This is a genomic window from Prevotella mikamonis, from assembly GCF_055381405.1.
Genome location: NZ_AP035785.1, coordinates 1,549,350 through 1,565,097, shown reverse-complemented (window position 1 = coordinate 1,565,097; position 15,748 = coordinate 1,549,350). Strand labels below are relative to the sequence as shown.

Genomic DNA, 15,748 nt, shown 5'->3' with positions numbered 1-15,748 from the left:
ATGGAATTTGAAAACGAAAACAACAATCAGAATCTGTCGTCAGAGCAGAACGAGAGTGGCCGAGAAGGCTACGGATCACAAGGAAGTTATTCTAGAGACTATCATTCTACAGGACGTTCACAGCGCCCCCGCATTCATACACAGCGCGCTTATAGCAGTGATCGGGGTAGCATGAACGGTGGCAATTCGGAAGGTGGATTCCGCCCTGAAGGTTTTGGTATGGGGTTGCAAGGCAATGCTCAAGGTGGGCAGCAGCGTCCCTATCAGCCCCGTCAGCAGCAGGGTGGCTATCGTCCTCGTTACAATAATAATGGTGAAGGTGGTTACCAGCCTCGTCAACAGGGTGGCTATCGTCCTCGCTATAACAACAATGGTGAGGGTGGCTATCAGCCCCGTCAGCAGCAGGGTGGCTATCGTCCTCGTTACAATAACAATGGCGAAGGTGGTTATCAGCCTCGTCAGCAGGGTGGTTATCAGCCCCGATACAACAACAATGGTGAAGAGGGTGGCTACCAGCCGCGCCAGCAAGGTGGTTATAACAATCGCGGTGGCTACAATAATAACCGTGGTGGCTATGGAAACAATCGTGGCGGATACGGTTATAACAACCGCGGTGGCTATGGCAACAACAATCATGGCGGTTACAATAATCGCGGTGGTTATGGCAATCAGGGTGGCTATCGCCAGCATACACCGGGCTATGATCCTAATGCTAAGTACAGCCTGAAGAAGCGTATTGAGTACAAAGAAGAGCATATAGACCCGAACGAGCCGATTCGTCTGAATAAGTTCCTGGCCAATGCCGGCGTTTGTAGCCGTCGCGAAGCCGATGAATTTATCCAGGCAGGCGTGGTAACAGTGAACGGAAATGTTGTTACTGAGCTGGGTACAAAGGTGCTCCGTACCGACGAAGTGAAGTTCCACGACCAGAACGTATCTTTGGAAAAGAAGGTATATGTATTGCTCAACAAGCCTAAGGACACTGTAACGACGAGCGATGACCCACAGCAGCGCAAGACAGTTATGGACCTTGTAAAGGATGCTTGTCCCGAACGTATCTATCCGGTAGGCCGTCTGGACCGTAATACGACAGGTGTATTGCTTCTTACCAATGATGGAGATTTGGCCAGTAAGTTGACTCATCCTAAGTTCTTGAAGAAGAAAGTATATCACGTATACCTTGACAAGAACGTCACAGCACACGATATTCAGCAGATTGCCGACGGCATAGAGCTGGAAGACGGAGAAGTGCATGCAGACGCAATTGAATATGCCGATGAGCGCGACAAGAGTCAGATAGGCATTGAAATCCACAGCGGAAAGAACCGTATCGTGCGCCGTATTTTCGAAAGTCTGGGTTATCGTGTGGTCAAACTCGACCGTGTGCAGTTTGCAGGATTGACAAAGAAGAACCTACGCCGTGGCGATTGGCGTTTCTTGACAGAGAAAGAAGTGGAGATGCTTCGCATGGGTGCATTCGAATAAGTAGAATTTTAAAGAATCTAGCATTACAATATGAAACGAACTAAAGTCGTCGATGCGTTGCAAAGCACCGACTTTGGACGAGACATTACAGTGAAGGGATGGGTGCGTACCCATCGTAGTAGCAAGGCAGTAGACTTCATTGCGCTGAACGACGGTTCTACCATTAACAACATACAGGTGGTGGTAGACCCCACGACGGTGGATGCCGACATGCTCAAGAGCATCACTACCGGCGCTTGTCTCAGCGTCACCGGTACCTTGGTTGAGAGCCAGGGACAGGGGCAGAGTGTTGAGGTGCAGTGCCGCGAGATTGAGGTTTACGGTCTTTGTGCAAGCGATTATCCTATGCAGAAGAAAGGGCAGTCGTTCGAATACATGCGTCAGCATGCCCATCTTCGTCTGCGTACGAACACTTTTGGGGCTGTGATGCGCATCCGCCACAATATGGCTATTGCCATCCATCAGTATTTCCACGAACATGGTTTCTACTATTTCAACACGCCACTGATTACTGCGAGCGATGCAGAGGGGGCAGGACAGATGTTCCAGGTGACTACAAAGAACCTGTATCGGCTGGAGAAAGATGAGAATGGAAAAATCAAGTACGACGATGATTTCTTCGGAAAGATGACTTCGCTCACGGTGAGCGGACAGCTCGAAGGCGAGCTTGGAGCTACGGCTTTGGGCCAGATTTACACCTTTGGTCCGACTTTCCGTGCCGAGAACAGCAACACACCTCGCCACTTGGCAGAGTTCTGGATGATTGAACCGGAGGTGGCTTTCATCGACATGAACGACCTCATGGATTTGGAAGAAGACTTCATCAAGTATTGCGTGAAGTGGGCGTTGGATAACTGCAAGGACGATTTGGCTTTCCTCAATAAGATGATTGACAAGACGCTGTTGGAACGCTTGCAAGGCATTCTGAAAGACAGTTTCGTACGTTTGCCTTATACCGAGGGTGTGAAGATACTCGAAGAGGCTGTGAAGAATGGCAAGAAATTCGAGTTCCCTGTGTCTTGGGGCATGGATTTGGCGAGCGAACACGAGCGTTATCTCGTCGAAGAGCACTTCAAGAAGCCTGTCATCATGACCGATTATCCGAAGGAAATCAAGGCTTTCTACATGAAAATCAACGAGGATGGCAAGACTGTTCAGGGTACGGACGTGCTGTTCCCGCAGATTGGCGAAATCATTGGTGGTTCTGTGCGTGAAGAGAATTACGAGAAGCTTATAGGCGAGATAGAAGAGCGCCACATCCCTATGAAGGATATGTGGTGGTATCTCGATACCCGAAAATACGGCACATGCCCTCATGGCGGTTTCGGTCTGGGCTTCGAGCGTCTTATCCTTTTTGTTACAGGTATGCAGAATATTCGCGACGTGATACCTTTCCCACGTACACCGAAGTCAGCAGAATTCTAAATCATACGATACAGATAAGTAAGTCCGGTTTATCCTTTGGCGAGGATAGACCGGACTTTTTTTGTTGGTTTAGGAGGCTTGTCAGCGCTCTTTCCTATTGTTTGTAACCTCTAGTTTCCTACCTTTTACTTCTTATCTCTTACCTCTTGTTTTTCTGCAGGGCCTTGGCAGCAATGCTGAAGAGCCTTTGCAGGTTTGCTGCCAAGGCTTTGCAGTGGTGCTGTTGAGCCTTTGCAGTGAACAGAGGTAGAAAGGCTTGCGTCGCTCTGCTTATGAGTTCAGTGTGCCAGCCAGTTCTCTGATGCCTTTTGCTCCCGTCATCTTATCAGGCAGAGTAGCAAGTATGGGGGCGAAGAACTGACGTAGCGCGTCGTCGTGGAGGGTACTGCGATGACGCATGCTGTCTGCCATGATGGTCTGTAGACGGCGTAGTGGAAATGCTTTCAGGGCGATGAGTCTGGCTGTCTGCAAGCCTAATGCGTGGTTGTCGATAGTGCCTAGTAGGGTGGCTGTAGCCCATATCTCGGCCGCGTAGGTACGGACAGTACTGTCGTAATGCACCAAGGCGGTGGCGAGGAAGAGCACCCCCACTTCAGTCCATGCCTCCTGATAATCCATGAGCCATTGCAAGGCGTTCATATACGAGTTGGTATAGAAACTTTGCTTGTTGTCGAACACTGCACATTGTCGCAGTATCTGTGCCAATACGATGGTGGGATGGTGGGGAAATACGGTGAGATGGAGGGCGATATAGGGGCTGTTATACCAGTCTGTACGGAACTCCCATATTATCTCTTGCCACAGCATGGGCTGCGTAGGTGCATGCAATGTGGCTTCGTCGTAGTCGAATTGTAATTGCTTGAAGTGCGGATTGGGTACTAATTCAGATGCCAGTGCGAGTGTACCCGTCCATAGTGGCCATGCCCGGTGGTTGAAATAGAAGTCGGCAAACTCCCGTCGCATGGCTTCGGGATGATTGCGTAGATTCACGGCCAGCCACGCTTCGGGATATTGATAGTGTTTGCAAGGTTCGAATCGGTCGTGAATCAGATACTCCATGAGTTGTTTTAATTCGCCCGAAAGAGGTATGTCGACAGATTTTGCCGGATTCCATGTGCATCGGTTCAAGGCCACTTGCAGATCGAAGGGCGACGGTCTGTGTCCTGTGCGTTCGTATTCGGCAAGGCGATGAACGAGTGTTTCGGCGTCGATGTAGCCCGGCCGATGTGTCGGGACGGACAGGACGACCGTGTTTCCTGCTTTTATCATGCCGAGTAGTTCCAGCAAGAACTGCTTGAATCCTTCTATATGTCCGGCGAGCGTGGCGTAGCCGTTAAAGTCGGCAAGGGGAGTGAAGTGTGTCTGGTGGACAGTCTTGAGGTTGAGTATGCTCTTTTTCAGCATGTCCATCATCTGTCTGCCTTTGCTGGGCTTGGTTTCAAACCGTTGTTGCAGGCATAGGCTGAACTCCAATATATAGGTGGCCAGGAGTGCAGGCAGATAATTGTCGGCCATCTGTGGCAGTTGGGCAGCACGGGCAAAGATGGACTCCAGTCGGGGCTGGTCGGCTGCTTCGAGTCGTGGAAACCATTCGGCTGTGGCCGAAACGACGGTCCACTGTTCCAGTGGGTCGGTGGTGTCGAAGAGTCGGCTCAGCCTGAAGATGAATTCATCCTTGTTGTCTATTGCTGCCAGACGGTTGGCTTCTGTGCAGTAAGGTTGCGGTCTGAGGGGTTGTAAAGTTGGGATTTCAGGTGTCGAAGTATCTATTTGCTGCTGAATTTCAGCTAGTTTGTTGCCTCCGTAGGTGGCTATCAGTTTGTTGGCACGACGCTTGACGGTGTCATTTTTGTGTACTATCAGCTGTCCCAGAATTTCACAAATGGAAGTGCGGTAGGCATGATGTTTTTTCATGAGTGCCTCGTATGTGGAACAGATGACGGTAAGACTGTTGGCCGGCAGACTGAAAAGCAGTGATTGGCTGGTGTCGATATAGGGTTGGATGAGGAAGCCCTCGGCCGTCGCCACTTGTTTCAGCAGTTTCAAGATGGTGTTTTGTGCGCGTGATTTGACGGTATAGAGTGCTTGTAAGAACAGCGCTTGACGTTCCAGTATTTCTTCGCTCGTGGGTTGGTAGGCGCTCAACAGGTCGGTAAGCCATCCTTCTGTCTGTATGTGTAGGCTTCGATTCAGCCCCTCGATGGTCTTGTCGAGCAGTTTCCCACTGCTGATTCGGCCTGTCCGGGCACACGTTATGAGCAGGGCCGAGATGCTTTCGTCTTTCGCGGTCCGGCCCTCTGCGAAGGCAGCTCTGGCCCTCTGGTCGTGATAGGCGATGGACGTGGGATATTCGAAGAGATACCACACATGCTCATCGAGGGTGATGGGCAACTGCAATAGTTGGCTGCTGTCGAAACTGATGTCGTTGTTTTCCAATCTGATTTCATGAGCCTCGGCTACCAAGTCGGCTATCCGCTCCGGCTTTGGCTGCTTGATGTAGCCGTCTGTTGCCAGTTTCAGTATGTTGTGATAGCCGTAACGGAGCGACTCAAATGGGTTTTTATCCAGCTGTTTGTCGAGCCATTTGGGCTTGTGGATGTCGAGAATGCTGCGAAGCAGGTCGACGTCGTTGTCTCTCAAAGCGTAGGAATTGTAATTTTTACCATCGCTGGTGAGGACTGAGGTGGCATCGAGGAAGACGGCACGGTCGTGACTGCACGAAGTCCAACTGTCGCCTATGGAGGTCTTGGTGTGATTCCAATACAGTTCTTGGTTCGTTTTTGCCAGTTCATGCCGCTCTTTCTCGGTCATAGCGGCCAACTCCTTGATATACGGCAGGAGTTTCTCTTGTCGGTTTTCGTGACTGTCCTTATATTCTTTGGCGAGCTTGGTAAATCGCTTTATGCGTTCTTCTTTTTCCATCCTACAAGTTTTCTAACGGCTAAAACATGTTTGCACGCGCCTCGTTCGCCTTGATGCTTGCTGTACCATTGGCAGGTGCAACGTTCTTGATTCTTATCTAATACTATGGTATGGCGCACTCCGCTGTCGCCCATGACCAATGCCTCTACGCGGTCGCTTGATACGGAAACCAACTGAATGCGGTCTTCGTTGATGAGGTTCATGGCGTTGGCAGCGCGTGGATTCAGGCTCATGATACGCTCTAATTTGAATGGTAACCGCCGATAGTAGTAGCTGTTCTCGTCTAAGTCGAATCCTAGCAAGCCCATAGCGGCGAGCCGGGTGGTCAGTTGGTCGGTCAGCCTGCGGTCTATACCATGCTCTATGGCGAAGAGGTCGGCATTGAATTGCTGATTGGAGAAACAGTAGTTGTCTATGGCCGATATCCATTCTTCGGGTACATCGTCCATGAGTGAGTCGAGTGCAGCGCCTTCGCCGGAGAAGCCGCGGTAGCAGTCGCGCGACAGGGAGAGGCTGAATTTCAGCGTTCCGAAGTAGAAGGTGAATATCGTTATCTGGTCATTGGGATGTGCAAAGACGTGCAGCTCGTCGGCTAAGGGTAGTAGTGGTTCGAGCAGTCGTAGCCGGTGTATGCCTCCGATACAGATGGCATCGGTCGACGGGATAGGCGAGAAGACGGGCCTGCCATTTCGTATCTGTAAGTAGAAATCGGTTTTGAGTGTCCCTTTGGGCATTGACTGGAAGAGCTGTAGCAGTTGCATTCGGGAGAAACGATACCTGAGAACGGCTTGCGACTGGTAAATTTGTACGGTGGTCAGTCCCTTAATCCATTTTGTGGGCAAAGGTACTTTGCGCTCCACAGCTTTGGCTTTTTCAGTGTAGACTTCCATCTCTTTTGCTCCCACTGATATTGTCAGTCGGTCGTTTTGCCCCGTCATGTTCAGGGCATTGAGCATGGGTTGGTTGAAATCGACGTTGGTTGTGCCGTTGTCGAGAAATTCTCCTGTATGTCCATCGGGCATCACGTCGACCCTGGCATAGACACCAGCACAGCCGGAGAAACCCTCGAAGCGTAGTCGGTCGTTGCCTGCCGTGACGATAGGGTCGCGTACTGCGGCCCAGTTGACGGTAAAAGAAGACTGCACAACCTTGGATAATGTCACCAAGCAGCGGGCTAGGATAAAAGGTTGGACGATGTTGCCGTAGAAGAAACATGGCACTTGGTTGCGCCTTATCTCGCTGTATTCGGCAAGAAACAGCTGCTCGTCGTTGCCGGTTTTGGTGAATAATGAGGGAGCAGCATAGTGATAGGTGGCAGTAGACATAGGCTGGAGAAAGGGATTGATGGAAACGAAAAGAAGTTAATGGGAGTGAGTAGATACTCCCATTAACTTCATGTTTTATAGCCGATTGATTTCAGCTCTTGCCTTGTTTACGATTTTTGCAGCACCTTCCTTGGGTATGCGATGTTCGTCGAAAGAAGTCAGAATCTGGTTGATTTTCTTCAGTTTGGCAGGGCTGTTCTTAAACTCTTCGCGTAGCAGACGCACCTTCTCATAAGCCTGGATGCCTGCCTTGAGACGCTCGAAGCGGATGCTTGAACGTGCGCCGGGGTAAATCATGTAGGTGTCTCCGGCTGCCCAGTTGTCGAAGCGGCTGTCTTGCAGTGGATTCTCTACCCAACTCCAGATAGACCAACGCAGGTATCCGTCGAGGTTTTCCTTGGCTGCATACCATCCCAGAAATTCGGCTTCGGCGGGTGGAGAGAAGGTGAATGTGTTGGGATAAGGCTCTGTACAGCAGGTGTAATAAGTGGTGAGCTTGCCTTGTGCCTTGCGTTCGCGCTTCATTTCTTCGGTATATTTGTCTCTCAGCGAAACACAGAAATCGCTTAATTCGCTGGAGATGCCATTCTTGAGCGAGCCTGCCAAGGATATTTTGAAGTTGGGGTCGGCCTCACGAATCAGGGCTATGGTCTTCTTCATCACGTCCAGTTCGCGCTCGTCCATGGAGAGATAAGTGTGGTCGAACCATCCTTTAGCCTTCAAATGTGCTGCAAAGTCTCTCAGTAACTTGCCCCAAACTTCGGTGTATAGGGCGCTTCCCGGTTCCATATTCAGATACTTGAACTCGTCGGAAGCCTGGTCGAAATAGCGGAACGACAATGCCCACGGTATCATGGAGTAGCAATAGATATTGCCCTTGATGCCTTCGGTACGCATGAATTCCACCAGTTTGTCGAAGACGGTGAAGTCGAACGACCACGTACCGTCTACTTTCTTGGTCCATGTAATCATGCTTCTGAATGGGTCGTAGGTCTGTCCGTTCCACGGGCGGTGCATGATAGAACAGGTGATACTGCGTCCGCCAGCCTCGCGATAGAGTTGTACATAGGGCTTCATCGCTTCGAGGTGTGCATCGCTCCAAGGCTCTACGCCGTGGTAGCGGGCGATGGCAAAGGGATTCTGCCATAGGTCTAAGTGGAACATTTGGTTGTCAGCAGTGGGCAGAGTGTGCTTGATGACGTTGATACGGAGCGTGAGTTTCTTCAGTACAGTGTTGCCGTCGTTCACGGTTGCAGTAGCCGTATAGAGTCCGGGAACTGCCGTTTGTGGCACATCAATGCCTATCCACACAGCTTGGGTGGTCTTCTGGCTCACGGCTATGGTACTGTTGAGATGATCGATGGCGTCGGCCACGAGCGACGAATCATAAATGGAATGGTCGGGACGCACGCCACATCCGCCCTGTCCGTCTTTGTTAAGACCGTCTGTCATGACGTATCTGACAAAGCCTTTGAGCGCCTTTTGTGTAGAAATGGTATTACCCTTACTCGATTTGAGGTCGCTCAATTCGATGCGAAGTTGCTTGATGGGGGTGGCAGCAGAGACCACTAATTGTTGCGAGATACGCTCTCCACGCCATGCGGTCTGTGTGATTGTGCCTGCGACAGAGCCGGAGAAAGGTGCTTCTTTCTTGTATCTGACGTCCGTGCTTCCCCAACTTATCACATTGTTCTGCACAGATTGCCATGCGGCGGTAGCGGGTTTGGGGTTGGGTAGTTCGTTGTAAACGGTAATAGGTTGTTGTGCCCATAGTGCCGTCGACATCAGTGAGAGCACTAACAAACTTGTCATTTTGAGGTGTTTCATGTGTTTATATAAATGGTTAGTATGATGTTTCTCGGTAAATGTAACCCTTGCGGAGGGGCAGACAGATTGGATTATACCAATCTGATTCCCCCTTCTTCGATGGTAATGAGTCTTCTTCGGTAGAGATCTCCGATGGCTTTCTTGTATGTTTTCTTGCTTACTTGAAAACGATATTTGATGTCCTCGGCATCGCTCTTGTCTCCCAGGTCGCAATATCCATTGTGTTCCTGGAGATAGGTGAGCAGTTGGTCGGCGAATTCTACGGTCTCCTTGCGTCCTGTCTGTTGCAATATGATATCAAGTTTCCCGTCTGGTCGCACATTGTTGACGTATCCTTTTAATCGGTCGCCGGAATGAATGAGCTTGAATACTTGGTTCTCGTACACCAGGCCAGGGAAGAGATTGTCGACAATGACCTTGAATCCGAGGTCGGTCTTCTGCCATACAAGTACATCGACCTCGGCTCCCTGCTGGTATTCCGGTTTCGATTTATCCAGATAACGGTCTATCTTAGCCGAAGCCACAATGCGATAGCTGTCGCGGTCTATGTAGACGAATACGAGATAGCTTTTCCCTTTCTCCATGCGCATCTTCTGTTCGCGGAAAGGGCAGAAAAGGTCTTTCATGAGTCCCCATGACAGGAATGCGCCGTATTCGTTGACCCATGTGCACTCCAGATAAGCGAAATCGCCCACCTTGGCTAGTGGATGTTCGGTGGTGGCAATGAGTCGTTCGTCTTGGTCGAGATATAGGAAAACTTCCAGTTCCTGACCTATTTCAAATGTTTCGGGTACATACCGGTTGGGCAATAATATTTCTCCTTCGTCTCCGCCGTCAAGGTATAGGCCGAAATCTACTTGTTTTACAATTTTCAAGCGGTTGTAGTCGCCGAGTCTAAGTTCATTCATTTTCTGTTGTGGTTGGTTGTTCCTGGGGTGTAGGTGTGGCATTGGTTTCGCGCTCTATCATTCCGTCTTTCAGATGAATGGTGCGGTCGGTGATGGCAGCGAGTCCTTCGTCGTGTGTCACAATCACGAATGTCTGTCCGAATCTGTCGCGTAATTGGAAGAAGAGTTGGTGCAGTTCTTCCTTGTTCTTGCTGTCCAATGAGCCTGAAGGCTCGTCGGCCATGATGACGACAGGATTGTTAACGAGTGCCCTGGCCACCGCTACGCGCTGCTTCTCACCACCCGAAAGTTCGTTAGGTTTATGTTGGGCACGCTCCGAGAGATTCATGAATTCGAGCAGTTCCATAGCTCTCTGCTTCGCTTCATTGCGCCCCATGCCGGCAATGAAAGCAGGAATCATGATGTTTTCCAGTGCGCTAAACTCTGGTAGCAACTGATGAAATTGGAACACAAAGCCTATATGGCGGTTGCGGAAATCGCTCAGTTTGTTGGTAGAGAGGCCACTTATGTTGACTCCGTCAAACTCAATGCTGCCACTATCCGGTTTATCCAGTGTTCCCATGATTTGCAGCAGAGTGGTCTTGCCTGCTCCCGACGGCCCTACGATGCTCACGATTTCTCCTTTCTCGATATGCAGGTCGATGCCTTTGAGCACCCGTAGCGAGCCGAAACTCTTGGTAATTCCTTTGATGTCTATCATATTGATGATACTTAATTTCGTCTGATACCCTTTTTCATCCATTCTCTCAGACTCTCGTATGCACTCTTCACTTCTGTGTGTTGAGGCTGTGCAAAAGTCATACTATCTATCGGTGCGCCGTGCTGGTCGGGGAAGATGATGAGCAGATTCTGCCCATGAAAGTAGCGCGTGATTTCTTCCGGGAGATACTCTTGGGCATTCTTGTACGACACAGTTCCCTTACGTGCGGTCACCACAGCAAACAGATGGTCATGACCGATGGTGCTGGCCAGTTGTGGAATCTCGTTCCAATGGGGCATGGAGTGGAACTCTGCACGGATATGAGGGTGACGGTTATGCACATATTGCTGGATAAGACTCAGGGTGTCGTTGCGTCCGTGGAAGAGGATGCGGCACTCCAGATTCTCTGCCAACCGCGACAACCGTTCGAGCCAGCGATAGAATCCCGGCTCGTATTCTGCTCTCGACGGCACGGCCACCTGAATCCTGCGGATGGTATTGAGGGGCTGTTTCAGTCGTGCAAAGAATATCTGTCGATGGAGTCCATTGAACAGACTCTGCTGGAACTGTCCCCAGAATCGGCTCGAAAGCTCCTTGTGCATGTGGATGCCGATAATGATTTCGCTGGCTCGGAATTCGGTGAAGGCATGCTTGATACCATTGGCTATGTTGGCTGCCACGCGCACTTGGGTAGTCATTTGCACATCGGCGGCGGCAGCAAAGCGTGTCAGTTTGTCGAGAAGCTGGTGTCCTTCCTCCATGTTGCGGTGCATGTCTATGTCGTCGTACACCACATTTAGCCCCACCAGGTCGCGATGCAGCTTCGGGTTACGCATCAATACGGCCATGTTGACCAGTTGCTCTGCATATTCGGGATACTTCACCGGTATGAGTATATGTTCGTCGTCGGCATCCTGATTTCCCTCTTGGGGCAATTCCTTATTGCGCAGGATGATGGCCTGGGCCGACCGTTCGGTGACGAGCGTAGAGATGATACACGTGAAAAGTATCATGATGACCACGGCATTCAGTATGCTGTCGTCTACCAAGTAATGCCCCGGTGAGGTCTCCAACGTACGCCCCACCATCACCATGGCAATAGCACCGGCGGCATGAGCCGATGTCAAGCCGAACATCATGTGGCCCGATGCCCAGGGCAGTCGGAGTCCCATGCAGGTCAGGTAGGCTGCCAAGGCTTTGCCCACCGTGCCGAATATCGTCAGGCAAGCCACCACCCACAGGACATTGCCGCCCTCGAAGAGCAGTCTGACATTGATAATCATGCCCACACCCATCAGGAAATAGGGGATGAAGAGGGCATTGCCGATAAACTCGATGCGGTTCATCAGTGGCGAGACGTGGGGAATATATCGACTCAGGATAAGGCCGCAGAGGAATGCGCCGAAGATTCCTTCCAGTCCGACGATGCTGCTGAGGGCCGCTGAGAGCACCATCATGGACATCACAAAGATAAACTGCATCACGGCATCGCTGTATCTACGCAGAAACCAGCGGGTCAGTCGGGGGAGTACCAAGACCATGCCCAGGCAGAAAACGGCGAACTTCAGGGCGAACAGCAGCCAAAATCCGATGCCGGAGTTGTTTCTGTGTGAGGCCACGATGGCAGCCAGTACAATCAGTGCCAACAGCAGTGAAATCATCGTCGAACCTACACTGAGCATCACGCTAGGCTTGCGTTGCAGTCCGTATCGGCTCACGATGGGGTAGGCCACGAGCGTATTGCTCGACATGATGCAGCCGAGAATCAGGCCTCCGGCTGCCGAATATCCCAGCATGCCGACACCCATGAAGTAGGTCAAGGCAAAAGGAATGGAGAATGTTATCAGTCCGAAGATGAGTATCTGCGTCTTGTTTCGCCGCATGGCTTCGGTGTCCATTTCAAGTGCAGCCAGGAACATGATGTAGTAAAGCCCCACTTTTCCGAATATCTCGAACGAGGAGTCGCGGCTCAGGATGTTGAGTCCGTACTGCCCGATAAGCACGCCGGCCAGTACCATTCCTATGATATGGGGGATGCGCAGCTTGCCCATGATGATGGGGGCAAGCAGAATGATGACCAGGACGACGAAGAAAATCAGTGTCGGGTCGATTATTGGAAAGTATTGAGATAAATTCAACATATTTGTCGGGACACGACTTATCTTATGCAAAGATAACGGAAACTCGCCAAAAGACAAAGGAAACAGATTGTTTTCTTTACCTTATATAATCGTAGTCTGTTGAGTCAAATGTGGATGTCGGCGGATGTTGTGTCTAAAATGTATATCTCCGGTGTTTGCAGGATAGAGAAATATCTTTATCTTTGTAACAGTCTGTTTTGATAATGTCATTTAATTTATGAGCTTATGAAATGGTTGTATAGGATTCTTTTCTTGCTGCTGGTTACAGCTTCATGTCGGCAACCGAAGGTTACTCGTGCGGTGAAAGTTCACCAGTCCGATTCTATTGCCGTGTATCAGACGTCGGGATTTCTGCTGTCTTCAGAGCATCATACGTGGATTATTTATCCTGACAGCACGGTCAGGCATCGTGTAGTCGGGCGTTTTGCAGGGCGTGACTCCGTGGGCGAGCAACCTGTACCGAAGCGTGTGGCCCGGCAGTTATATGCCCTTACACGGCAACTCTTCGTCACCCATGAGACTCCTGATATTGTCAGAGTCAAGACAGAAGCAGTTGAGACCGACCAACCTTATTTGACGGTAGAAGTATACGATGGGGCGCAAAGCATTGCGTACGATTACTATCTGGGCTATCCTGATGTGGTGTATTCGCAGGCCTTACAGCGGTTAATGAAATTTGTGACTACGCAGAAGATGCCGGCAGACACGCCACTTCCTCAGGAATCGGCTGTCGATACATTGGCCATTAAGTCTGTCAGTATCAATATGACGGATGCCAGGATTCCAAGCAGACAGATAGACAAGACGTTGGAGATAGACAGCGAGGGTAAGCATACGGCTATCAATGATACCGTCTGGTATGATAAGGATGGGAATGAGACCGCAATGCGAAGTTCGGGTTGGCATCCGTTGTCGCATGCAAAATGGTATAAGATACAGCCGCTCGCCTTCTCCATGTTTAAGAAAATACCTGCCGACGTGGTTCGGCGGAATGTGTATGGACGGAAAAAGAAGAAGGGAAGCAGTTGCCATATATTTGTGGATTTTGAACAACGGAGCGTCGCTTATCACATGGATTTGTCCCATCAAGACGTGGTTTACAGTGCCGACTTCCAACGCCTGTTGGATTATCTGCGCTGAACTGCATGCTCACCTTGTAGCTAATATCTCGTTTACTGAATAACTCATCAATTTAAGAACTCACAAACTAAAAAAACTGCAAGGCCTTGGCAGTGTTGCTGCCTGGGCTTTGCAGCAGTGCTGTTTGGCCCTTGCAGCGATGCTGCTAAGGCCTTGCAGTAAATCGAGGGTGGCGAAGCGGAGGTGAGAACTGGTGAAAATCGTAAGGTAATCGTCAGGGAGTGGCGGAGCGAAGAAGTTGTGCGGGAATACTTCCTGTTGATAAAATGACAGATTAGAATAGAAAAATACGACAGTTTGTGTGTGCTGTTACGTAGAAAATTGTAATTTTGCAAATGAGATTAAATATTCATTTAAACAAGTATCGATTATGAAAGTAGCAATTGTAGGAGCAAGTGGTGCTGTGGGACAGGAATTCCTTCGCATTCTTGCCGAGAGAAACTTCCCGATGGATGAGTTAGTTCTTTTTGGTTCAGAACGTAGTGCCGGCCGAAAGTACGAGTTCAAGGGTAAGCAGTACGAAGTGAAACTATTGCAGCATAACGATGATTTTAAGGATATTGACATCGCTTTCGTGTCTGCCGGCGGCGGTACTTCGAAAGACTTTGCAGAGACGATAACCAAGTATGGCACGGTGATGATAGACAACTCCAGTGCTTTCCGTATGGATGCAGACGTGCCATTGGTAGTGCCGGAAGTGAATGCGGCCGACGCGTTGAATCGTCCGCGTGGCATCATAGCCAACCCCAACTGTACCACAATCATGATGGTCGTAGTGTTGAAACCCATCGACGACCTGAGCCATATCAGGAAGATTCACGTGTCATCCTATCAAAGTGCCAGTGGCGCGGGAGCTGCTGCCATGGCCGAATTGCAACAGCAGTATAAGGAAATCGTGGAGACCGGCGAGGTGAAGACCATTCAGAAGTTCCCTCATCAGTTGGCTTACAACGTAATTCCGCAAATCGACGTGATGACGCCGACCGACTATACGAAGGAGGAAATGAAGATGTATCATGAGACACAGAAGATTATGCACAGCGATGTGCGTACGTCGGCTACCTGTGTACGTGTGTCTTCCTTGCGCTCGCATTCAGAGAGTGTGTGGTTTGAAACCGAGCGTCCGTTGAGCGTAGAGGAAATCCGCGAGGCGTTGACGGCTGCTCCCGGTGTGACGCTGAAAGACGATGCACAGAACTATGTGTATCCCATGCCGCTCGAAAGTGCGGGACATGACGACGTGTATGTAGGTCGTGTGCGTAAGGATTTGGCCGATGACAACGGCAACACACTGTGGCTCACGGGCGACCAGATACGTAAGGGTGCAGCGCTGAATGCCGTTCAGATAGCCGAGTATCTGATAGAAGTGGGCAACGTGAAATAAGACTTGAGAGAGCGAGACCGTCGGATAAATCGCACGGTTTATCCGGAAAACATAAGAAAGGGAAGCGATTGTCGCTTCCCTTTCTTGTTATTTGACAGCAATACATTCAACCTCTACCAAAGCCCCTTTGGGCAAATCTTTTACCGCTACGGCCGAACGTGCGGGGTAGGGCTGGCTGAAGAATTCGGCATAAACCTCGTTCATGGCAGCAAAGTTGGTCATGTCCGACAGGAAAACGGTGGTCTTGACCACGTGTGCAAGGTCGGTTCCGGCTGCCTTCATGATGTTGGCTGCATTGGTAAGACACTGGCGTGTCTGCTCCTGAATGCCTCCTTCGACGAAGTTTCCGGTCTCTGGCACGATAGGAATCTGTCCTGATGCGTAAACGAAACCGTTGACTTCGATAGCCTGACTGTACGGTCCGATGGCCGCAGGAGCATTGTCTGTATGAATAGCTTTCATATTGTATAGATGTTTTAAGATGTTAGTAT

The 15,748-nt window shown here is 50.2% G+C and carries 11 protein-coding genes; 4 read left to right on the top strand and 7 right to left on the bottom strand.

Annotated elements, in window-relative coordinates; genetic code table 11:
• Positions 1-1,485: a pseudouridine synthase gene (locus ACZ42L_RS06740; RefSeq protein ID WP_464702075.1), complete on the top strand. Its 1,485-nt coding sequence runs from the start codon at positions 1-3 to the stop codon at positions 1,483-1,485.
• A gap of 30 nt (positions 1,486-1,515) precedes the next feature.
• Entirely contained in the window at positions 1,516-2,910 is a 1,395-nt protein-coding gene (gene asnS / locus ACZ42L_RS06735) for an asparagine--tRNA ligase (protein ID WP_464701596.1), read from the top strand.
• Between the two features lie 270 nt (positions 2,911-3,180).
• On the opposite strand, the gene ACZ42L_RS06730 is transcribed toward asnS, so the two are convergent.
• The 6 genes from ACZ42L_RS06730 to ACZ42L_RS06705 form a co-directional block, all read right to left on the bottom strand.
• On the bottom strand, positions 3,181-5,832 hold the full coding sequence (locus tag ACZ42L_RS06730; RefSeq protein WP_464715631.1) for a DUF6493 family protein: 2,652 nt from the start codon (positions 5,830-5,832) through the stop codon (positions 3,181-3,183).
• Positions 5,811-7,157 carry an SWIM zinc finger family protein gene (locus ACZ42L_RS06725; RefSeq protein WP_464715630.1) on the bottom strand — a complete coding sequence of 449 codons (1,347 nt, stop codon included), beginning with the start codon at positions 7,155-7,157 and terminating at the stop codon, positions 5,811-5,813. Before ACZ42L_RS06725 ends, ACZ42L_RS06730 begins: the two co-directional genes overlap by 22 nt.
• Before the next feature lie 75 nt (positions 7,158-7,232).
• On the bottom strand, positions 7,233-8,984 hold the full coding sequence (locus ACZ42L_RS06720) for a DUF4091 domain-containing protein (protein WP_464715629.1): 1,752 nt from the start codon (positions 8,982-8,984) through the stop codon (positions 7,233-7,235).
• Between the two features lie 71 nt (positions 8,985-9,055).
• Positions 9,056-9,892 carry a CvfB family protein gene (locus tag ACZ42L_RS06715; protein WP_464702071.1) on the bottom strand — a complete coding sequence of 279 codons (837 nt, stop codon included), beginning with the start codon at positions 9,890-9,892 and terminating at the stop codon, positions 9,056-9,058.
• Positions 9,885-10,592, bottom strand: a complete 708-nt coding sequence (locus ACZ42L_RS06710) for an ABC transporter ATP-binding protein (protein WP_464716987.1) — start codon at positions 10,590-10,592, stop codon at positions 9,885-9,887. Before ACZ42L_RS06710 ends, ACZ42L_RS06715 begins: the two co-directional genes overlap by 8 nt.
• 11 nt (positions 10,593-10,603) lie before the next feature.
• The gene (locus tag ACZ42L_RS06705; protein ID WP_464715628.1) at positions 10,604-12,733 is read right to left on the bottom strand and encodes a cation:proton antiporter domain-containing protein; all 2,130 of its coding nucleotides are present in this window, start codon (positions 12,731-12,733) and stop codon (positions 10,604-10,606) included.
• Positions 12,734-12,958: 225 nt separating this feature from the next.
• On the opposite strand from ACZ42L_RS06705, the gene ACZ42L_RS06700 reads away from it, so the two are divergent.
• Positions 12,959-13,873, top strand: coding sequence for a hypothetical protein (locus ACZ42L_RS06700; RefSeq protein ID WP_464715627.1), 915 nt, complete (start codon positions 12,959-12,961; stop codon positions 13,871-13,873).
• 370 nt (positions 13,874-14,243) lie between these two features.
• On the top strand, positions 14,244-15,257 hold the full coding sequence (locus ACZ42L_RS06695) for an aspartate-semialdehyde dehydrogenase (RefSeq protein ID WP_464705549.1): 1,014 nt from the start codon (positions 14,244-14,246) through the stop codon (positions 15,255-15,257).
• Positions 15,258-15,344: 87 nt separating this feature from the next.
• Here the strand turns inward: ACZ42L_RS06695 and ACZ42L_RS06690 are convergent, their stop codons facing one another.
• Positions 15,345-15,719 carry a RidA family protein gene (locus ACZ42L_RS06690; protein ID WP_464715626.1) on the bottom strand — a complete coding sequence of 125 codons (375 nt, stop codon included), beginning with the start codon at positions 15,717-15,719 and terminating at the stop codon, positions 15,345-15,347.
• Positions 15,720-15,748: the final 29 nt, after the last annotated feature.

What these genes read in the sequence shown, in the direction of transcription:
- ACZ42L_RS06710 (WP_464716987.1), bottom strand. Translation starts at nt 10,592, where the DNA reads ATGATAGACATCAAAGGAATTACCAAGAGTTTCGGCTCGCTACGGGTG.
- ACZ42L_RS06725 (WP_464715630.1), bottom strand. Translation starts at nt 7,157, where the DNA reads ATGTCTACTGCCACCTATCACTATGCTGCTCCCTCATTATTCACCAAA.
- ACZ42L_RS06740 (WP_464702075.1), top strand. Translation starts at nt 1, where the DNA reads ATGGAATTTGAAAACGAAAACAACAATCAGAATCTGTCGTCAGAGCAG.
- ACZ42L_RS06705 (WP_464715628.1), bottom strand. Translation starts at nt 12,733, where the DNA reads ATGTTGAATTTATCTCAATACTTTCCAATAATCGACCCGACACTGATT.
- ACZ42L_RS06700 (WP_464715627.1), top strand. Translation starts at nt 12,959, where the DNA reads ATGAAATGGTTGTATAGGATTCTTTTCTTGCTGCTGGTTACAGCTTCA.
- ACZ42L_RS06690 (WP_464715626.1), bottom strand. Translation starts at nt 15,719, where the DNA reads ATGAAAGCTATTCATACAGACAATGCTCCTGCGGCCATCGGACCGTAC.
- asnS (WP_464701596.1), top strand. Translation starts at nt 1,516, where the DNA reads ATGAAACGAACTAAAGTCGTCGATGCGTTGCAAAGCACCGACTTTGGA.
- ACZ42L_RS06720 (WP_464715629.1), bottom strand. Translation starts at nt 8,984, where the DNA reads ATGAAACACCTCAAAATGACAAGTTTGTTAGTGCTCTCACTGATGTCG.
- ACZ42L_RS06730 (WP_464715631.1), bottom strand. Translation starts at nt 5,832, where the DNA reads ATGGAAAAAGAAGAACGCATAAAGCGATTTACCAAGCTCGCCAAAGAA.
- ACZ42L_RS06715 (WP_464702071.1), bottom strand. Translation starts at nt 9,892, where the DNA reads ATGAATGAACTTAGACTCGGCGACTACAACCGCTTGAAAATTGTAAAA.
- ACZ42L_RS06695 (WP_464705549.1), top strand. Translation starts at nt 14,244, where the DNA reads ATGAAAGTAGCAATTGTAGGAGCAAGTGGTGCTGTGGGACAGGAATTC.